This window comes from Deinococcota bacterium, from assembly GCA_030858465.1.
GTDB lineage: Bacteria > Deinococcota > Deinococci > Deinococcales > Trueperaceae > JALZLY01.
Genome location: JALZLY010000016.1, coordinates 1 through 19,684, shown reverse-complemented (window position 1 = coordinate 19,684; position 19,684 = coordinate 1). Strand labels below are relative to the sequence as shown.

At 66.8% G+C, this 19,684-nt stretch carries 18 protein-coding genes; 4 read left to right on the top strand and 14 right to left on the bottom strand.

Features of this window, described 5'->3' with window-relative positions:
* Positions 1-101 precede the first annotated feature (101 nt).
* Both ruvX and mltG read left to right on the top strand, forming a co-directional pair.
* Entirely contained in the window at positions 102-587 is a 486-nt protein-coding gene (gene ruvX, locus M3498_00990) for a Holliday junction resolvase RuvX (protein ID MDQ3457872.1), read from the top strand.
* A 14-nt stretch (positions 588-601) separates the two neighbouring features.
* A complete protein-coding gene (mltG, locus tag M3498_00985) occupies positions 602-1,660 on the top strand; it encodes an endolytic transglycosylase MltG (GenBank protein MDQ3457871.1) in 1,059 nt (352 codons plus the stop codon).
* 46 nt (positions 1,661-1,706) lie between these two features.
* Here the strand turns inward: mltG and hutH are convergent, their stop codons facing one another.
* The 7 genes from hutH to M3498_00950 form a co-directional block, all read right to left on the bottom strand.
* On the bottom strand, positions 1,707-3,227 hold the full coding sequence (hutH, locus tag M3498_00980; GenBank protein MDQ3457870.1) for a histidine ammonia-lyase: 1,521 nt from the start codon (positions 3,225-3,227) through the stop codon (positions 1,707-1,709).
* Positions 3,211-4,485, bottom strand: a complete 1,275-nt coding sequence (gene hutI, locus M3498_00975; GenBank protein MDQ3457869.1) for an imidazolonepropionase — start codon at positions 4,483-4,485, stop codon at positions 3,211-3,213. Before hutI ends, hutH begins: the two co-directional genes overlap by 17 nt.
* A complete protein-coding gene (locus M3498_00970; GenBank protein ID MDQ3457868.1) occupies positions 4,482-5,390 on the bottom strand; it encodes an arginase family protein in 909 nt (302 codons plus the stop codon). The genes hutI and M3498_00970 overlap by 4 nt, the downstream gene beginning before the upstream one ends.
* 13 nt (positions 5,391-5,403) lie before the next feature.
* Positions 5,404-7,053, bottom strand: a complete 1,650-nt coding sequence (gene hutU / locus M3498_00965; protein MDQ3457867.1) for a urocanate hydratase — start codon at positions 7,051-7,053, stop codon at positions 5,404-5,406.
* 150 nt (positions 7,054-7,203) lie between these two features.
* Positions 7,204-8,139: an alpha/beta hydrolase gene (locus M3498_00960; protein ID MDQ3457866.1), complete on the bottom strand. Its 936-nt coding sequence runs from the start codon at positions 8,137-8,139 to the stop codon at positions 7,204-7,206.
* A gap of 80 nt (positions 8,140-8,219) precedes the next feature.
* Positions 8,220-8,654: a hypothetical protein gene (locus M3498_00955; GenBank protein ID MDQ3457865.1), complete on the bottom strand. Its 435-nt coding sequence runs from the start codon at positions 8,652-8,654 to the stop codon at positions 8,220-8,222.
* A 64-nt stretch (positions 8,655-8,718) separates the two neighbouring features.
* Complete coding sequence (locus M3498_00950) at positions 8,719-9,549, bottom strand: hypothetical protein (GenBank protein ID MDQ3457864.1); 831 nt, start codon at positions 9,547-9,549, stop codon at positions 8,719-8,721.
* A 121-nt stretch (positions 9,550-9,670) separates the two neighbouring features.
* Between M3498_00950 and M3498_00945 the strand changes: the two genes are divergently transcribed.
* Positions 9,671-10,672, top strand: a complete 1,002-nt coding sequence (locus M3498_00945; GenBank protein ID MDQ3457863.1) for a threonine/serine dehydratase — start codon at positions 9,671-9,673, stop codon at positions 10,670-10,672.
* 514 nt (positions 10,673-11,186) lie between these two features.
* Here the strand turns inward: M3498_00945 and M3498_00940 are convergent.
* From M3498_00940 to ruvB, 7 genes are all read right to left on the bottom strand, one after another.
* The gene (locus M3498_00940) at positions 11,187-11,528 is read right to left on the bottom strand and encodes a nucleotidyltransferase domain-containing protein (GenBank protein ID MDQ3457862.1); all 342 of its coding nucleotides are present in this window, start codon (positions 11,526-11,528) and stop codon (positions 11,187-11,189) included.
* 82 nt (positions 11,529-11,610) lie between these two features.
* Complete coding sequence (locus tag M3498_00935; protein ID MDQ3457861.1) at positions 11,611-12,774, bottom strand: carbohydrate ABC transporter permease; 1,164 nt, start codon at positions 12,772-12,774, stop codon at positions 11,611-11,613.
* A 4-nt stretch (positions 12,775-12,778) separates the two neighbouring features.
* Positions 12,779-13,912 carry an ABC transporter permease subunit gene (locus M3498_00930; protein ID MDQ3457860.1) on the bottom strand — a complete coding sequence of 378 codons (1,134 nt, stop codon included), beginning with the start codon at positions 13,910-13,912 and terminating at the stop codon, positions 12,779-12,781.
* Positions 13,913-14,085: 173 nt separating this feature from the next.
* Positions 14,086-15,342: an ABC transporter substrate-binding protein gene (locus M3498_00925; GenBank protein ID MDQ3457859.1), complete on the bottom strand. Its 1,257-nt coding sequence runs from the start codon at positions 15,340-15,342 to the stop codon at positions 14,086-14,088.
* Positions 15,343-15,708: 366 nt separating this feature from the next.
* A complete protein-coding gene (locus M3498_00920; GenBank protein ID MDQ3457858.1) occupies positions 15,709-16,752 on the bottom strand; it encodes a Gfo/Idh/MocA family oxidoreductase in 1,044 nt (347 codons plus the stop codon).
* Complete coding sequence (locus tag M3498_00915) at positions 16,749-17,501, bottom strand: ThuA domain-containing protein (protein MDQ3457857.1); 753 nt, start codon at positions 17,499-17,501, stop codon at positions 16,749-16,751. Before M3498_00915 ends, M3498_00920 begins: the two co-directional genes overlap by 4 nt.
* Before the next feature lie 215 nt (positions 17,502-17,716).
* The gene (gene ruvB, locus M3498_00910; protein MDQ3457856.1) at positions 17,717-18,718 is read right to left on the bottom strand and encodes a Holliday junction branch migration DNA helicase RuvB; all 1,002 of its coding nucleotides are present in this window, start codon (positions 18,716-18,718) and stop codon (positions 17,717-17,719) included.
* A gap of 196 nt (positions 18,719-18,914) precedes the next feature.
* Here ruvB and M3498_00905 point away from each other — a divergent pair, with 196 nt between their 5' ends.
* On the top strand, positions 18,915-19,658 hold the full coding sequence (locus M3498_00905; GenBank protein ID MDQ3457855.1) for a cysteine hydrolase: 744 nt from the start codon (positions 18,915-18,917) through the stop codon (positions 19,656-19,658).
* Positions 19,659-19,684: the final 26 nt, after the last annotated feature.

Genomic DNA, 19,684 nt, shown 5'->3' with positions numbered 1-19,684 from the left:
GGCTGCAAGAGGCGTTTGGGGCCATTCCCGAGATTCTCGAGGGGCTAGGGGCTAGGGGCTAGGGTTCGGTCCCTTCCGGACCCCGGCACCCAGACCCTGTTATGGCCGCGCTCCTTGCGCTCGACGTGGGCGACGCCCGCATCGGCCTGGCCAGAGCCGAGGCGGGTTCGTCCTTCGCCTTCGGCCGGGGCTACCTGCGCCGCCAGGGCCTGAGGCGCGACGTGGCGGCCGTCAAGGCCAGGGCCGAGGAGGAGGGGGCGGAGCTCGTCGTCGTCGGTCTGCCGCGCAGCCTGAGCGGCGGTGATTCGGCGCAGACGCGGCGGGTGCGCGCCTTTGCGGGGACGCTCGAGGCGGCGGGGCTCACGGTCGCCTTCGAAGACGAGCGGCTGACCTCGCGCCTGGCCGGCCAGGACCTCCTAAAGAGCGGCAAGGGCAAGAAGAAACGGCAGGAGAAGGGACTCCTGGACGAGGGCGCGGCGGTGCGTATCCTCGAGACCTATCTGGCGCGCCAAGCTCATCAGGCCCAAGCTCATCAGGCCCAGACTCATCAGGCTAAGGCTCATCAGGGTAAGGCGGACGAAGGGTAAGCTGCCGCTCGGCTATGGATCTTCCCGACCCCTCCCCAACCCCAACGAGGCGCGGGCGGCCGCTCCTGGTGGGCCTCCTCGTCCTGCTCTTCGGCCTCGGGGCGGGCGCCCTCTACCTCTCCCGGCAGCTCGGCTCCGCCGACCCCTCGGCCCCCGCCACGCGCGAGTTCGAGGTGATGCCGGGCTGGGGCGCGGTGCGCGTGGCGAGCGAGCTCGAGCGCGAGGGGCTCATTCGCGACGCAGGCGTCTTTCGCCTGTGGCTGCGCTACCGCGGCCTCGACCGCAACCTGGGCGAGGGCCTCTACGAGCTGAGCCCGGCGATGACCGCCGACCAGGTGGCGCGGGTGCTCGGCGCGGGCGGCCGCCCCCGGGTGGTGCGCCTGCTCATCCCCGAGGGTTTCAGGGCCGTGGACATCGCCGCGCGCCTGGAGGAGGCGGGGCTCGTTGCCGAAGAGGCCTTTATGGCCCTCGTAAACGAGCCCGGCGCGTTGCGGCCTCCTTATGTTGCCGAGGACGCCGGGCTCGAGGGCTACCTCTTTCCCGCCTCCTACGATATTCCCCCGGATTTCCCGCCCGAGGGGATCGTCGAGATGATGCTGCGGCGCTTCGAGCGCGAGCTCACGCCCGACCTCGTAGAGGCCATCGCAGGGCTTGGCATGAGCGTCCACGACTGGGTCACCCTGAGCAGCGTCATCCAGGCCGAGGCCGGCAGCGAGGGCGAGATCCCCATCATCACCGGCGTCTTCTTGAACCGGCTCGAGCGCGGCATGCTCCTCCAGGCCGACCCGACCGTGGCCTACGGGCTGGGCAAGCGCCTAAACGAGCTCGACCGCTTCGCCGGCGACTTCACGCCCGCCGCCGACCACCCCTGGAACACCTACACCCGGCCGGGCCTGCCCGCCGGCCCCATAAGCAACCCCGGTCGCGCCGCCCTGCGGGCCCTCTTCGCGCCCGAGCACAGCAGCCCAGACGGCCGGCCCTGGCTCTACTTCCTGCACACCCGGGAGCGGGCTTTCGTGCCCAACCTGAGCCTGGAAGACCACAACCGCGACGTGCAGCAGTATCTCAGGTAGGTAAAGCTGCGGTCCTTAGCTGTGCTGAGACCAAGCCTGGTGAAGGCTAGGCCAAGGTTCCTACCGCGGCTTCGGCCACCCTGACGAGCTCGCCGCTGCGCACCATCTCGCGCAACTTGAGGAGTTCGGGCTTGAAGTAGAGGTCCTGCTCGAGGTGGGGAATCTCCGCGCGGATGCGCCGGTAGACGGCCTCGGCGCCCCGGCTCGGCCTGAGCGGCTTTTGGAAGTCGAGCGCCTGCGCCGCCGACATCAGTTCGATGGCCAGCACCCACAGCGCGTTTTCGTAAATGTCGCGCGCCTTGCGGCAGGCGATGGTGCCCATCGAGACGTGATCCTCCTGGTTGGCGCTGGTGGGGATCGAATCCACCGAGGCGGGGTGGGCCAAGACCTTGTTCTCGCTGACCAGCGAGGCGGCGGTGTACTGGCTGATCATCAGGCCCGAGTGCAGGCCGCCCTCCGAGGCCAAAAAGGCGGGCAAGCCCGAAAGCGCCGGGTTGAGCATCTGCTCGATGCGCCGCTCGGAAATGTTGGCGAGTTCGGCCAGCGCGATGCCCGCGTAGTCGGCGGCCAGCGCCAGCGGCTCGCCGTGGAAGTTGCCGCCGGAGATGACGCGTTCTTCATCCGGGTAGATGAGCGGGTTGTCGGTGACGGCGTTCATCTCCACCAGCAGCACCCCCAGCACGTGCCTAAGCGCGTCGCGCGCCGCCCCGTGGACCTGCGGCACCGCCCGCAGCGAGTAGGCGTCTTGGACCTTGGGACAGTCGGCGTGCGAGGCGTTGAGCTCGGAGTCGGCCAGCAGCGCGCAGAGGTTGTGGCTCACCTCGAGCGCGCCGGGGTGGGGGCGCAGCCGCGCGACCAGGGGGTCGAAGGGCTTGTGGCTGCCCTTCAAGGCTTCGACGCTCATGGCGGCGGCGATGTCGGCCGTGCTCAGCATGGTGAGGGTGTCGGCCATCAGCAGCGCCAGCAGGCTGCCCATCGCCTGGGTGCCGTTGATGAGCGCCAGGCCCTCCTTGGCCTCGAGCACCAAGGGCTCCAGCCCCAGCCCCCGCAGGACCGCCAGGCTGGGCTGCACCCTTCCCCGGTAGGTCACCTCGCCCTCGCCGATGAGGGACAAGGAGAGGTGCGCGAGCGGCGCGAGGTCGCCCGAGGCCCCCACCGAGCCCTGCGAGGGAACCAGCGGATGCACCCGGTGGTTCAAGAAGGCCAAGAGCAAGTCGATGACCTCGGGGCGCACCCCGGAGTGACCCAAGGCCAGCGACTGCGCGCGCAGGAGCAGCATGCCGCGCACCACCTCGTCGGGAAAGGGCGCGCCCACGCCGATGGCGTGCGAGAGGATGAGGTTGCGCTGGAGTTCGCGCAGCCTGCCCGGGGGAACGCGCACGTTCTGGAACTTGCCGAAGCCGGTGTTGACGCCGTAGACGGGCTCCCCCCTGTCCACCAGGCGCCCAACGTAGGCGCGGCTCTTGACCACGCGCTCACGCGCGGCGGCAGAGAGCGCGACTTTTTCATGGCCGCGCACGACGCGGACGAGGTCCTCCAGCGAGAGCGAGCTATCCAGTGAAAGCATGGCCACCTCTTCTCTCTTGCCTCGCGCGGCTGGCGCCGGAGGCCCTCGAGCCCGCTATCCACCGGCTGGAGAGAGCGGTTTCGCCGAGCCGGTAGACAAGCTCGCGCCAGTCCGAGCCCTCGAGCACGAGAAAGTCGGCCCGGCAGCCCGGCTCGAGCCTGCCCGCGTCGCCGAGCCCGAGCGCGCAGGCGGCGTTCAAGGTGGCGGCGGTGAGCGCCTCGGCGGGCGTGAGGCCGTTCAGGCGCACCGCCAGGGCCAGCGCCAGGCTTTGGGAGAAGAGCGGGCTCGAGCCGGGGTTGAGGTCGCTGCCTACGGCCACCGCCGCGCCCGCGTCGATCAGCGCCCTTCCCGGCGCGGGGGGCAGGCCGAGGTGCAAGGAGACGCCGGGCAGGAGGGTGGCGATGGTGGCGCTGCCTGCTAAGGCTTCGATCTGCGCGGGCCCCGAGGCCTCGAGGTGATCGACCGACAGCGCGCCCAGGCGCACGCCGAGCTCGACGCCGCCGCTGGCCTGAAACTGATCGGCGTGGAGCTTGACGGCGAGGCCGTGCTCAGCCGCGGCGAGCAGGACAGGCTCGGCCTCATCCGCGCTGAACGCTTCCCGCTCGACGAAGATGTCCACGGCCGTCGCCAGGCCTCGCGCGGCGACGGCGGGAATCAGCTCGTGCAGGACCATGTCGAGGTAAGCCCCGCGCTCGCGCCTGTCCTCTGGCGGGATGTGAACGAGCAGCGTCGGCACCAAGCGGACAGGCAGGTATGCTTGCAGGTCTCGAACCACCTCCAGCATCTTCAGTTCGGCCTCCAAGGTAAAGCCGTAGCCGGACTTGACCTCGATAGTGGTCGCGCCCGAGCGCATCAGCGCTTCCAGGCGCGGCAGGGCCAGTTGTACAAGCTCTCCCTTTGAAGCCGCGACGGTGTGCCGCACCGTCGAGCGGATGCCGCCGCCCCTCACCAGGATGGCCTCATAGCTCTCGCCGCGCGCGCTAGCCTCGAAGTCCGCCAGGCGGTCGCCGGCCCACACCGCGTGGCTGTGGGGGTCGATGAGACCGGGCACCACCGCGCGCCCGCCCAGATCCAGCGCCTCCGTCGCCTCGCCGCGCCAGGCGGAGCGGGGACCTACCCAGGCGACCTTCCCCTCGCGGACGGCGAGGGCGGCGTCGCGGACGACCTCGAGTTCTCCCTGCGCCTTGCCCCGTCTCGGCCCCTTGCCCGTAGGGGTGGCGAGCTGGGTGATGTTGGTAAAGAGCCTGTCGGCCTTCATCCGAAGACCTCGGCCAGCGTCTCCACGACGAGGCGGGCGACGAGTAGCGCGCTGTTGCCGCTCGCGTCGAGCCCTGGCGCGAGCTCGACGATGTCCATGCCGACGAGGCTGTTGCGCGCAGCGGTCGCGGCGATGAGCGTCATCGCCTGGGCGTAGGAGAGGCCGTCCACCTCGGGGCTGCTGGTGGCGGGCAAGACGCTGGGCTCGAGCGCGTCCACGTCGAAGGAGAGATAAACCTGCTTGCCCCGTGGCAGGCGCTCTATTGCCTCGTCCAGCCGTTCCAGCTCCCACATCGGCACGAGCGTGTGCCCGCGAGAGAGCGCCGCCCTTACCGCCTCGCGGTCGCTGCGCAGGCCGCGCAGGCCGAGGGTGGTGATGTGGGCGAGGTTCGCCAGGTCCTCACTGGCGCGGCGAAAGGGGCTCGAGTTGCTGTAGCGGGTCTCGTTGCGGACGTCGGTGAAGTCCAAATGGGCGTCGAGCTGGACGACGTGGAGGTCCGGCACGTCGCTGTAGGCGCGCAGGAGGGGATAGCTCACGCTGTGGTCGCCGCCTAAAAAGACGGGCAGGGTGGCCCTTTCCCGCAAGGCCCGCGCCGCCGCCTCGGTGCGCTCGCGCGCCAGCTCGGGCTCGAGGCTGGGCAAGACCACGTCGCCGGCGTCACGCATCTCCAGTCCCGCCAGCCGCATCCCGTCCGTCCTCAGGTCGTAAAAACCCCCCTCGGACAGCGGGTAGCGCAAGGAGGCCTCGCGGATGGCGCGCGGCGCGAAGCGCGCGCCCGGCCGGAAGCCCAGGGCGAGGTCGAAGGGAATGCCGAGGACGGCCGCGTCCGCGCGCCAAGCGCCCTCGAGCTCAACGAGCGGCGCGCGGGCGAAGGTGGCAATGCCGCCGTAGGGCAGGTGGCTCATAAGGACAAGTGGCTCATAGGCTCGGCAGGTCGAGGCCGCGCTCGTGCGCCACCCTCTTGGCCTTGTCGTAGCCCGCGTCGGCGTGGCGGGCGACGCCCAGTGCCGGGTCGTTGACGAGGCAGAGCCCGAGGCGCCTCTCGGCCTCCTCGCTGCCGTCGGCGACCGCGACCAGGCCGGCGTGCTGACTGTAACCCATGCCGACGCCGCCGCCGTGGTGGAAGCTCATCCAGGCGGCGCCGCTGGCGACGCCGACCGCGAAGTTGAGCAGCGGCCAGTCGGAGACCGCGTCGGAGCCGTCCTTCATGCTCTCGGTCTCGCGGTAGGGGCTGGCGACCGAGCCGGCGTCCAAGTGGTCGCGGCCGATGACGATGGGCGCCTTGAGGCGGCCGTCCCTGACCATCTCGTTGAAGAGCAGGCCCGCCCGGTCGCGCTCCTTGTAGCCCAGCCAGCCTATGCGCGCGGGCAGGCCCTGAAAGGCGATCCTTTCGCCCGCCCAGCCCAGCCAGCGCTGGAGCTTGGGGTCGTCGGGGAATAGCTCCAAGAGCGCCCGGTCGGTGGCGGCGATGTCCGCCGGATCGCCGGAGAGCGCCACCCAGCGAAAGGGGCCGCGCCCCTCGCAGAACGCCTCGCGGATAAAGGCGGGCACGAAGCCGGGGTAATCGAAGGCGTTCTCCACGCCCGCCAGCTTGGCCTGGGCGCGCAGGTTGTTGCCGTAGTCGAAGGCGACGGCGCCACGCGCTTGCATCTCGAGAATCGCCCGCACGTGCGCCGCCATCGCCTCTCTAGCGCGCGCCAGGTAGAGCTCGGGTTGCATTTCGCGCAGGTGATCCGCGTCCTCGTCGGGCCTGAGCACGGGGATATAGCCCCACATCGGGTCGTGGGCGCTGGTCTGGTCGGTGACGAGGTCGGGAATGAAGCCTCGCTTGACCATTTCGGGCAGGACCGCGGCGGCGTTGCCGAGGAGGCCGATGGAGAGGGCGCGGCCTTCGCCCTTGGCCCTCTCGGCGCGGGCGATGGCGTCATCCAAGGACGTCGCCACCTCGTCAAGATAGCGCGTCTCCAGTCGGCGCTGAACGCGCTGTGGCTCGATCTCCACGCATACAGCCACGCCGCCCGCCAGCGTGACCGCTAGAGGCTGCGCGCCGCCCATGCCGCCCAGGCCCGCCGTCACCGTGACGGTGCCCTTCAGGCTGCCGCCGAAGTGCTTCTCCCCTGCCGCGGCGAAGGTTTCAAACGTGCCCTGGAGGATGCCCTGGGTGCCGATGTAGATCCACGAGCCCGCGGTCATCTGCCCGTACATCATCAGACCCGCGTGGTCGAGGCGGTCGAACTCCTCCCAGCTGGCCCAGTTGGGGACGAGGTTGCTGTTGGCGATAAGCACGCGCGGGGCGAGCGGCTGGGTCTCCAGGACGGCGACGGGCTTGCCGGACTGGATCAGCAGCGTCTGGTGGTTTTCCAGCCTGTCGAGGGTCTCGACGATCTTGTGGTAGGCCGGCCAGTTGCGCGCCGCCTTGCCGCGCCCGCCGTAGACGATGAGCTCCTCGGGCTTCTCGGCCACCTCCGGGTCGAGGTTGTTCATCAGCATGCGCTTGGCCGCCTCTTGGATCCAGCCCTTGGCGGTCTTCTCCGGGCCAATCGGTGCTTTGATAGGGGTCTTGGGCATAAGGCTACAGAACCGGCCAAGCCACCGGCTTGTCCGGGTAACGCTCGGGGTTTATCTTTGCTTTCATAGTAGCCGTATCTTATACCTGAACGATGCCGGGCGGTGTCGGGAGTCCGCCGCCTCCTTCTGGAACAGGCCGCGGACCATCCCTCAGCGCCGCGCCGCCGCCACCAGCTCGCTGACCGCCGCCGCCACGAAATCGGGCTCGCGAACATGGAGGTAGTGGTCGTTCGTCGCGGCGATGCGGTGTTCGCTCCGCGAGGACATGGCGGCGAGGTCTCGCTGCAAGCGCAGCCAGACCTCCTCTTCGCGCTCGAGGATGTCCAGAGTATAGCCCGGCCAGATCGCCTCGGTATAAAAGCTCACCATGTCGGGAGACGGCGTCGTCTCGCGGCTGAGGACGACGAGCGGCAGATCGCCGAGCGAGCCGGCTTCGGCGTAGGGCGCGCGCCCCTGCGCAAAGGCCGCGGCCACGTCCCAGCGCTCGAGCGAGGGGTTGTGGGCCAAAAAGGCCTCCCAGGCCTCGCTCGCCCGCCTCGGCCGGACCTCGGCCAGGGCCGCCGCCTGATCGGGGTGCGAGCTGTCCACCAAGGCGAGCGCGGCCACCCGCTCGGGAAAATCATGGGCGAACATCGTCGCGATGAGCCCGCCGGCCGAGTGGCCGACGAGCACGACGGGGTCTTCCAAACCGATCTCGTCCAGGAGCGCGGCCAGGTCGTCCACGGCGTCTTGCACGGTGCGCGTCTCCCCCGCCGGCGCCGGGTCGCTGTCGCCCAGGTCGGCGCGGTCGTAGGCGCAGGCCCTGGTGACGCGGGCGACCCTGGCCATCACCGCCTCCCACACCGTCCCCGCGTCCCCCAGGCCGGCCTCCATCACCACGACCGGCTCTCCCTCGCCCTGACAGCGCAGGGCCAGCCGGCGGCCGCCGATATCCACCCTGTCGGTGTCCACCCTGGCAATATCCACCCTGCTCACGTCCGGGCTCGTCTCCGGGACCGTCTCCGGGACGGCCTCGAGCACGGCCGAGGCGCTCAGACACGGGGCGCTCAGGAGGAGCGCGGCGACGAGGGCGGGGAGCCGCCTCACGCCGCTAAGTAGACCGATATGCTCGAGAAGGTTCACCCTCTTGCCTCCCCTCGCCGGGCTCGCGGCGACCCGGCCATGCGCTAAGCCTGAGCCCCTAAGAGCCTGAAGTCGGCGATGCGGACCGAGGCCCTAAGCTCCCCGTCCTCGAGCCGGAAATCGGTGACCGTGACGCCGCGGACGGTGTGAGCGAGCAGGAGACCTAAGTCGAGCGCCAGGCGGGGAACGTGGAGGTTGAAGACGCCCGGCTCGGGGACGCCAAAGGCGCGCGCGAGCAGCGCGTAGGGTTGCTCCTCCCTACGGGAGGAGGCGCCCAGCTCGAGCCCGAAGGTGACCACGCCCCCGGCAAAGGCCTCGAACTTGAGGCGGACGCGGGCCGTAAGCTCGAGCGGCTCGGCCTCGAGCGTCACAAAGACGCTGTCGCCCGCGAAGCTGAGCTCGGCGACCTCCTCGGGCAGGGGGCGCAGGCCCTTTACCAGCGAAAGGAGTTCGGTCAGGGGAAGGGTCAGCTCCGCCACGGCGTTCTTCCTTTCGGGGGCGCAAAGCCCAGCGCCCAAGGCTCGAGGGAGCCCTTGAGCGGCGCTAGCACTCACGCTCCCTGAGGGGGCCGAAGGTCGCGAACCAGCCCTTGAAGCCCGGCTCGACCTCCACGAGCAGCCGGGCCAGGTCGCCCCGGTCCGTCCCCCCCAGGCGCGCCTGGACCATAAGCGGAAAGGCCCAGCCGCGCCGCTCTACGAGCTCCCAGGCGAAGAGGGTGAAGACGCCCTGGAACCAGGCCAGGTTGTCGAAGCTGAGCTTGGCGAGCGGGTACTCAAAGGCGCCCAGGTCGGCCCGCGCCACCGTGCTGCCGGCGGCCACCGTCCGCGACCAGCGGGCGAAGCGTTCCGCCAGCTCCGGCCCGGAGACGGGGTCGCTGCCCCGTAGCGCCACCAGGAAGAGATAGGTGGCCATGAACTCGTCGAACCACTTGACCCGCGCGCGCAGGCCGGAGAGGTTGGCGGCGGCGTGGCCCCACTCGTGGCCGACGAGCAGGTCGAGAAACTCGGGAAGGTCGCCGGGAGGGTGCTGGCCGCACTGGGCGGCGCGCAGGAGAACGCCGTCCCAGCGGCGCAGGAGCTTGGCGGGGTAGTCCGCCGCCGCGACGATGCTGACCCCTCCGCCCCCCGCCCTGGTGCGGGTAAAGGGCAGGCCGTAGGGATAGCTGAAGAGGCGGCGCCAGTCGCGCCCGCTCACGACGAGCAGTTCGGCGGGGCCGGTGAACTCGAGCCGGTCTCGTCCTACCGCGTGCAGGCCGGCCAGAAAGCGCTGCAGGGCCGAGGCCCGCCGCAGGCTGCCCGAGGAGTAGCGCGCGGGGAGGAGCGCCTGGTCCAGGGTCTGCAAAAAGACGCGCCGTGAGAAGGGATCGAGACCCATGCTTCAGTCTAAACGGTCGGGCCGCGCGGCGCAGCGGTATAACACGGTATTCCCTCACCGGGTCCCTTCACAGTGTCTCCTCACAGTGTCCTCTCGCCTTGCGGCATAGACTGAGCGGGTCATGATCCCCCTTTCCTCCATCGAGGCGGCGCGGCGCCGCCTCGCCCCCTACCTCAGCCCGAGCCCCGTTCTCCGCGCCGACAGTTACAGCCGGCGGCTGGCGGCGGAGGTCGTCTTCAAGCTCGAGCTCTTTTTGCCCACCCACGCCTTCAAGGTGCGCGGGGCGCTCAACGCGCTCCTCTGCTTGTCGGCGGCCGAAAGGGCGCGCGGGGTGGTGACCGCCTCGGCGGGCAACCACGGCCTGGGCGTCGCCTACGCCGCCGCACAGGTCGGCGCGAAGGCGACCATCGTCCTGCCCTCGACCACGCCGGCGATCCGCTTGGGGGCCATTGCAGCTCTGGGCGGCAAGGTGATCGTTCGCGGCGACGACTGGAACGAGGCCAACCGCCACGCCGAAAGGCTGGTGGCGAGCGAGGGCTACACCTACGTGAGCCCCTTTGACGACCCGGCGATCATGGCGGGCCAGGGTGTGCTTGCCCTCGAGCTGCTCGAGCAGGTTCCGGACGTGGACATAATCCTCGCCTCGGTGGGCGGCGGCGGGCTCATCTCGGGCGTCGCCTCGGCGGTCAAGCAGCTCAGGCCCGAGGTGCGCGTCGTCGGGGTGGAGACTCTGGGCGCCGACTGCATGGCTCAGTCGCTGGCCGCGGGTTACCCGGTAGAACTGCCCAAGTTCACCTCGATCGCCGAGAGCCTGGGCACCAAGCGGAGCAGCGAGCGGCCCTTTGCCATCATCAGGGAAGCCGTCGAACGCGTCGTGGTGGTCTCCGACGAGGCCGCCCTGCAAGACCTCCTGTGGAGTCTCAACCTCGAAAAAATCCTCATGGAACCGGCCGCGTCCTGCACGCTCGCTGCGCTCACGCAAGGTCTGCTGCCCGACATAAAGGGCAAGACCGTGGTGCCCATCATCTGCGGCGGGAACATCAGCCTCGAGTCGGTGCTGGGCTGGATGAAGCGCTTCGAAATGAGCGCGGACGGCCGCCCCCTGGCCTCTTCGAGCACTTAACTCCGAACCTCACAGGCAGCGTTTTAGCTAGTCGGGCGGACTCAGTAAGCGTTGGCTCACGTCCAGCAGCACCCTTGCCGCCTCCAGGTCGTCTTGCCCCTGGTAGAGCCAGCGCCGCGCCTCCAGGCGCTCTTTGTCAATGCTCATGGAGAACGCTCATAGGAAACACTCAAGGAAACCGCCCGCTTTAGCGGAGCGGATACCCTTTCGGGCACAGGTGAATTGAGTGCTGAGCGGAGCGAAGTGTGCTACCCTGTGTTCAGGACGTAACAAGTCCGGCGTACCATGAAAGACAGAGTTCCTGCGGTTCCACAGGCAAATCGTCCTGTGGGTAAAACTCTGTGCGTAAAGGTACAGAACTAACGGGTGCGAAAGTGCCCGGCGTAGCGGGTATAACCAAGCTGTGCAATCGTTCAACCGTCCGGTCTGATAGCCCGGACGTTAAACAATCGCTGAGAAGGGGTAAGACTGGCATACTGTCAGCTCCTTTCTGTGACGCGAGAATCCCCCGGCTTTAGCCGTGGGGAGTGTCAAAGAGGATGACACCTTCACTCAAAAGCCGCCGCATAAAGGGGGTTTCCTGCCTGGCACTGAGCTCATCGGGCGTATAGACGATGAGATCGACGTCGCAAGGGAGCGGGGGCAAGAGCTTGAGGCCCTCGCCAATACGCGCTAGCGGCGGCCGTTCAGTCTTCTGCACCACGAAAAGATCCAGGTCGCTGCGCCGACTCGAGCCGCCCCTGGCTCTCGAGCCGAAGAGGATAACCTTTTCGGCCTTCATGCTCCGCGCCAGGTCTCGAGCGATGCGCTCGAGGTCGAGTTCGGGTGCCGCAGCCGCTTGAACCTGCTCCTTCACCGAAGTATGCCCTCCCCGCTCCACAATACAGCATGGGGGCTGGGGAGGCTCGGAGAAACAGGTCTCCAGGTCTTGCCAAAGCTCAGCCCTTGACCGAACCCGCCATCATCCCGCGCACGAAGTAGCGTTGGAGCATGAAGAAGATGATCAGCGGCACCAGCATGCTGATAAAGGCGCCGGCCGTCAGGATGTGCCAGTCCTGGCCCCTGGAGCCGATCATCTCGGCGAGCTCGCGGGTCACTACCCGGTTTTGGACCTGCGTTCCCAGGAACACCAGCGCGACCAGGAGGTCGTTCCAGACCCACAAGAACTGGAAGATGGCGAACGAGGCGATGGCCGGGATGGAGAGCGGTAGGACTAGGGTCGAGAACTTCGTGAAGGGCGAGGCGCCATCTACCTCCGCCGACTCGATGATCTCCTTGGGGATGGTGGAGATGTAGCCGTAGAGAAGGTAGATAGCCAGCGGCATGCCGAAGCCGGTGTGGGCGAGCCAAATGCCCAAGTAGGTGCCGTTTAGGTCCAGATTGATGTAGATGCGCAGGATCGGGATGAGCGCGACGTGCAGCGGCACCACCATCAGGATGACGACGAGGGCGAAAAAGAGGTTTCGGCCGGGAAAGCGCATCCAAGCAAAGGCAAAAGCGGCAAAGGCGGCGATGGTGATGGGGATAACGACCGAGGGAACGGTGACGAGTAAAGAGTTGACGAAGGCCGTTCCCATGTTTTCGGTCGTCAAAACCCTGTTGTAGTTGTCGAGCGTCCACTGCGTACGCCACGCCTCGGAACCGAAACGAATCCTCGCGGGCACGTCGCTCTCGGCTAGGGCGCTCCGCGCGCTTATCACCCTCTCCTGCTGGCGTGCGACGCGCGCCTCTGCCCCTGCGACAGCCTCTTCGGCGGCGGCGACGGCGGCCTCCGCTGCGGCGATCCGTTCTGCGTCGCCGGCGGCGCGGGCCGCTTCCAAGTCGGCCCGTGCCTGGGCAAGGGCCTCTTGGCTTCCCTCCAGCGTGATTTGCGCCCTCGTTGCCGCCACTTCACGGTTGGCGACCTCACTCTGGAGACCTGCATACGCCGGATTTTCACGCTCGAGCGCAAAAACCGTCCACCAGCCGCTCTGGCTGATGTCGCTCTGAGAGCGAAACGAGCTGATCAGCATGCCGAGCGTGGGAATGGACCAGAACACGCAGATGATGATGACGATGAAGTAGAGCGGGCCCCGCGTCAGAACCTTTCTGAGATCGACCACTTCACTACCTCCCCTGCGCCTGGCGCAGCTCACGAATGTTCCAGAAGATGATGGGCAAGACGGCGATCAGGAGAAGCGACGCCAGCGCACTTCCCAGGCCGTAGTTGACGAAGGTGAAGAGCTCCCTGAACATGCGGTTGGCGATCACGTCGGCGCCGTAGAGCTGACCGCCGAAGACGTAGACGATGTCGAAGACCTTGAGCACCATGATGAGCACCGTCGTGGTCACGACGAGAAGCGTCGGGCCGATATAGGGAACGGTGACGCTGAAAAAGGTGCGAATCTCGCTCGCACCGTCGATGCGGGCGGCCTCGAGCAGTTCGGAGGGCACGCCCTTGATGGCGGCCGAGAGGATCACCATGCAAAAGCCGGTCACCATCCAGAACATGATGAACATGAAGGCGAAGTTGTTGATGGGAAAACTGCGGATGAAATCCAGGCCTCTGCCCCCCAGGCTGGTGATTACCGCGTTGACGAAGCCGATCTCGGGCAGGCCGGGAGTGGTCTGCTTGTCGTACATGAACTTCCAGATGACGCTCGCCCCGACCGCCGAAATCGCCATCGGCAGGAAGATAAACGATTTGGCCACGGGCTCCAGGCGTCCGATGCGGTCGACGAGCACCGCGATGAGCAGACCCGCGATGACCGCCCCCGCCGTCACAAAGACGAGCCACATGAAGTTGTTGAGGAGAACTTGCTGTATCTCCCGACTAAAGAAAATAGCGCGGTAGTTCTCGAGGCCGACGAATTCGGTGGAGTTTCGGTTCATGAAGCTGCGCATCAGGGTGTTGAGGGCGGGGTAGACGAGGTAGACTCCCAAGATGGTCATCGCCGGTCCGACGAACACATACGGCCTCAGCCCATCCCGCACACGCGCTGGGAACCTCTCGACCAAGGCATTCGTCGCCCAAAACAAGAACCACACGCCGAAAACGCCGACCAGCAGCGCGACGACGGCAATGAGCGAACGTGGCGCGTCGGCGTCTCGCATAAAGACGAAGGAACGCCACAGCATGAAAAAGCCGAGGACGGGAACGATCAGCGCGAAAAGAAGCTGGAGTGGACCCGTAGTCAGAAACTGTTGGAGATTACTAACCTTGGTAGGGGGAGGCGGATTCGTCTGCTGACTTCGTTGCACAGGGGACCCTCCTTACTAATCGGAATACCAAACTAATCGGAATACCAACCGCCTTAAGCCGACCTTCCCGCTTGAACTATTGGAAGAGCCTACCACACTTTAAACACCGTGTGGGAGAGCGCTCTCCCACACGGTGCGACGATGGCTACATTGTGTCGAAATTGTGTCGAAGGCTAGTTGCTGGGCCAGCTCGCGTCGATGTCTTGGAGAACGGCGTCGAGGTCTCTGGTGCCGCCCACGTAGTTGACGATGCCCTGCCAGAAGGTGCCCGCGCCGACGTCGGCAGGCTGCAAGTCGCCGCCGTCGAAGCGTACCGCGTCCGCGTTCAGGAGGATCTCGGCCAGGCCGCGCTCCTCTGCACGGTACCACTCGGCATCGGCGTCGGTGTGGGGCGAGAGGAACACGCCCGCTTCGATACCGGGACGCAAGGATTCGCCCGTGGTCAGGTACTCCATCACCGCCCGAACCTCGGGCCGGTCGTTGAACATCGCGCACACGTCGCCACCGATCAAGACCGGGCGGCCGTACTCCTCGTCGATCTCAGGTAAGAGAAAGTACCAGAGGTCGCCGTCCGGGGCGATGTCGATGTTGGCGAGGCGGTCACCGAGCCAGGGCGGCATGAACGAACCCATCTTGGTCATAAAGGCTTGGCCCTCGACGACCGGCACGCCGGTGTCGAAGAAGCTCACGCCCAGGATGCGGTTGGTGCCGCCGAGGACGTAATCCTCGTTGAGGAAGACGTTTCCCATCAGTTCCCAGGCGCCGCGCACCTCTTCGGAGGTGAAGGGCAGACGCTCCTCTTCGCTCGCAGGAACGGTCCAGCGGTCATAGTTCTCGAGTGAGGTGGTGCGCAACATGATGTCTTCGATCCAGTCGGTGCCGACCCAACCGGTCGCGGCTCCCGACTCCATCGAGACGCTCCAGGGCACGCCGCCGTCTTCGACGATCTGGTCGGACAGCGCCATCAGCTCGTCCCAGGTCTCGGGAACCTCGTAGCCGAAGTCGTCGAACATCTGCGGCGAGTACCACACCAAGCTCTTGACGACGACCCGGGTCCACACGCCGAGCACCTTGTCCGAGCCGTCATAAGACTCGGAGATGTCGACCATGCCGGGGATGTACTGACCCTCGAGGTAATCGCGTTCGAGGAAGCTGGTGACGTCCACGATCTGGTCCGCGAAGCGGTTCATCAGGCCCGGCTGCGGGAAGCAGGCGATGTCGGGAGGGTCGCCGGCCTCGACGCGCGTGTTGATGAGGATCTCGAAGTCGCTCGCCCCTTCATAGACGACATCGACTCCCGTTTCCCCTTCAAAAGACACAAGGCCTTCATTGACCGCATTCACCTCACTCGAGTCGGTAAAAGCGCCAAAGATGGTCACCGTGGTTCCGGAGAGATCCTCTTGAGCAGTGCCGACACTCAACGAAAGCATCAACAGACTTGAAAGTATAAAACCGAGAGATCTTTTCATAGCCGCTATCCACCTCTTTCCTTGTTTCCTTTGCGAGTCTTTTACGTCAAATCCACCACTGACGGGTGATTCAGACCTGCACAAGCTCACTATTCACCGCAACGGTGGCTTTGATAAGTGACTATAACAGGAGGGTGAGCGAGGATGCAAGCGAGGCAGGCTTCATTCTTGCGTAGGCGACGGTATTGTACAATACAGATCGGCACTGTTCCAGGCTAATTTTGTGCGCTTGGCGACTGTCAACCTCAGATTTATAGCTGTGAAGAGCCAAAAAAGGCGGGCCCAGAGCCCGCCCGGTGTGGCTGGAAAGGTCAGTGACCGAAGGTCTCAGCCTACCGGCTCGAGCGCCCCCAGTTCGACCGCCTTGCCCGCGCGAGCGCTGTCGTAGGCGGCCAGGATGAGGCGCACCGCCTCGAGGCCGTCCTCGCCGGTGCAGATCACCTCGCGCTCGCCGCGAATGGCCGCCAGGAACTCGACCACGCTGCGGGAGTGCCCGTCCAGGCCGCCGAAGGTGTAGGTGGCCACGTCGGTTTCACTCCAACTGGTCCCGGGCGAGTCGCGAAAGACGTGGCGCATCACCGGCGTACCCAGGCGGTTGCTGTATTCCACGGCCCCCTTGGTGCCGTAGATCCAGAAGCCGAACTCCCAGCCCGTGGCGGTCCAGGCCGTCTCGACGGTACCGAGCGCGCCCGAGGCAAACCGGAGCGTCGCCACCGCGGTGTCGTCGACTTCGATGTCGAACTGAAGCGTGGCGGCGTGGGCGTAGACCGACGTCACCTCGCCGCCGAAGTAGCGCGCCCAGTCCATCATGTGGCAGCCGTTGTCCAAAAGCGTGCCGCCGCCCGCGGTGGCGAGCGTGGTGAAGCTCGCCTTGAGCCTCTTGGCGCCGCCCCAGTCGTGGGCCTGGCGCAGGCGCATGTAGGTGACGCGGCCCAGCTCGCCCCGCTCGATCATCGCTTTTGCCTTCTCGGCGGCGGGGTCCGAGCGCAGGTGGTGGCCGACTTGCAGGGTCACGCCCGCCGCGCGGCAGGCTCCAATCATCTCCTGGGCCTCCTCGAGCGACAAGGAGATGGGCTTTTCGCAGAGCACGTGCTTGCCGGCTCTGGCCGCGGCCAACGTAGCCGGGTGATGGAGGGCGTTGGGCAGACAGACCGACACCGCCTCGATCTCGGGGTCGGCCAGAAGCGACTCATAGGACGCGTAGCCGCGCGGGATGTGCCACTGGCGCTGCCGCGCCTCCACCGCCGCCGGGTTCAGGTCGGCAATGCCTACGATCTCCGCGCCCGCCGCGGTGTAGCCCTTGTAGTGGAAGATAGCGACGCCGCCCGCGCCGATGATGCCGACTTTGGGGCTCGTGGCGGTAGAGCTCACAAGATGGCCTCCTTGCCGCTGTTGGGAACGGGCTCGAGCGCGCTCACCTGGGGCGCCTTTTCGGTGGGGATAGTGACGCGGCGGCGCGCCCAGAGGCAGCCGTTGGCGATGACGCGAAGGATATCGTCGTTATGGTAGCTGGGATAGGTCTCGTGGCCGGGCCGGAAGTAGAAGACGCGGCCGTGGCCGCGCCGCCAGGTGCAGGCGCTACGGAAGACCTCGCCGCCCTGGAACCAGGAGAGCATCAGGACTTCGTCGGGCGTGGGGACGTCGAAGCGTTCGCCGTACATCTCCTCCTGGGGAAGCTCGATACAGGGCCCGATGCCCGCCATGATGGGGTGCGCGGGCTCGATGTTCCAGAGCCGCTCCTTCTCGTCGGCCTCGCGCCACTTCAAGGAGCAGTTGGTGCCCATCAGGCGCTTGAAGGGTTTTGAGAAATGCCCCGAGTGCAACACGACGAGCCCCATCCCCGACAGCACCTGCTGTTGGACCCTGGCGGCCAAGGCGTCGCTCACGCGCTTGTGCGCCTTGTGGCCCCACCAGACGAGCACGTCGGTATTCTCCAGGACCGCGCCGCCAAGGCCGTGGTCGGGCTGCTCCAGGGTGGCGGTGGCCGTCTCGAGGTCGCCGAAGCGGGCGACGCCGTGGGCGAGAGCGTTATGGATGCCGTCCGGATAGAGGGCCCTGACGGTCTCGTTCTCCCGCTCGTGCAGGAATTCGTTCCAAATCGTGACTCTGGTCCGTGCCAAGAGAGCTACCTCCTTCAACCCAAACAAGTTAACCCGAAAAGGCGCGGAGGATAAGGGGACGGCACACCTCTTCCCCAGGAGTTGTCTCACAAAGCCGCCTCAAGGAGTCGCCTCAAGGAAAGGTCAGTGGAAACCGGCGCTCCCAGAGCCGCTTTAGAGGTCAAACAGGCCACTGGACCGCTAGGCCGGAGCGGGCTGCCGCAACGCCAGGGCCTCTAGGCGTCCTCGACCTCGCTCTCGAAGAGCCCCCGCTCGCCGGCGCGGCCGTAGGCGTAGCCCAGGTGCCCGTAGGCGCGCTCGGTGGCGACGCGCCCGCGCGAGGTGCGCTGGACGAAGCCCTTCTCGATCAGGAAGGGTTCGTAGACCTCCTCCAGGGTCGCCCGGTCCTCCGACACCGCCGTCGCCAGGGTGTCCAAGCCGACCGGGCCGCCCGCGAACTTGGTGATCATGGCGTCTAAGATGGCGCGGTCGCGCGCGTCGAGGCCGAGCACGTCGAGACCGAGCTCGTCCAAGGCGCTGCGGGCGCGCTTCACGGTCACCGCGCTCTCCCCCGCCACCTCGGCGTAGTCGCGCACGCGCCGTAAGAGGCGCTTGGCGATGCGCATGGTGCCCCTCGCGCGGCGGCCGATCTCCAGGGCGGCCTCCTCCTCGAGCCCGAAGCCCATCAGCGCCGCGTCGCGCTTGACGCCGTGGGCGAGCTCGTCCTCGCTGTAGTACTCCAAGTGCTCGATGATGCCAAACCTGCTTCGCATCGGCCCGGTGATCAAACCGGGGCGGGTGGTCGCACCGACCAGCGTAAAGCGCGGCAGGTCGAGGCGGATGGTGCGCGCCGCCGGACCCTGGCCCAAGATGATGTCGATCTTGAAGTCCTCCATCGCCGGGTAGAGGTGCTCCTCGGCGACGCGGCCGAGGCGGTGGATCTCGTCGATGAAGAGCACGTCGCCTTCGTCCAGGGCATTGGTCAGGATGGCCGCTAAGTCGCCGGGCTTCTCGATGGCCGGGCCGCTGGTGACGCGGATGCCCACGCCGAGCTCATAGGCGATGATGTGCGACAAGGTGGTCTTGCCGAGGCCGGGCGGGCCGTAGAGGAGGACGTGATCCAGGGGCTCACCCCGGCCCTTGGCGGCCTCCAAGTAGACCTGGAGCTTCTCCTTGAGGCGTTTTTGACCGACGTAATCGGCGAGGCTGCGCGGCCTTAAGGTGTTGTCGACTTCCACAGGGCAGGCTATCACGAAGGGAAAGAAAGGGCCGCTCCCATGCGACCTTTTGCGGCTTCCTGGGACGAGAGGGCGGCCTGTTGGAGCAGCATATAAGGCCTGAGCGCAAGCTAGCGGCAGGTGTCGGCCAGGCGGCGCCTTTGCTTTTGGAGCATGCGATATAACTTCTATATAACTCATGCGCTATAACTAAGGGATGAACGAACTAGTCCGAGAGGCGTTGACAACGGCATTGACAAAAACAACATTGACAAAAACAACATTGACAAAAGGGGCGGTAGCAAAGGGCGCGACGGTGCAGGCGGCGCTCCTGAAGGACTGGCTGCAGGGGCTGAGCGCGCTCGAGCTCGCGGGGCTCGAGCCCGCGCGCACCGCGCTCGCCAGCGTGGACATGACCCAGGGTTTCTGCCGCCAGGGCGCGCTGGCCAGCGAGCGTGCCGCCGCGGTAATCCCCGCTGTGGCCGACACCGTCGGGCGCTTGACGGCACACGGTGTGCCCGACGCGCAGATCGCCTTTATCCAGGACAGCCACCCCGAGGACGCGCAGGAGTTCAGTGTCTACCCGCCCCACTGCGTCAAAGGCAGCTTAGAGGCCGAGGCGGTGAGCGAACTGAGAGCCCTGCCGCACTGGCAGGACTACCGCCACTTCAAGAAGAACAGCATCGCCAGCCACACCAGCGCGGGCTTCAGGGGCTGGTTGGAGGGGCTCGAGGTGAACACCATCGTCGCCGTGGGCGTGGTCACCGACCTCTGCCTCTATACGCTGGCGCTGCACCTGCAAACCCACAACCTGGCGGCCGGGCTGGGCCGGCGCATCGTCGTACCCGAGACCTGCACCCAGACCTGGGACGCCCCCGGCCACCCCGGCGACCTCTACCACGCGCTCTTCTTGCACCAGTTGGGGCGCAACGGGGTGGAGGTCGTGAGGGAAATAACCTAGCCGTCAGCCGTCAGCATCAGCAAAGC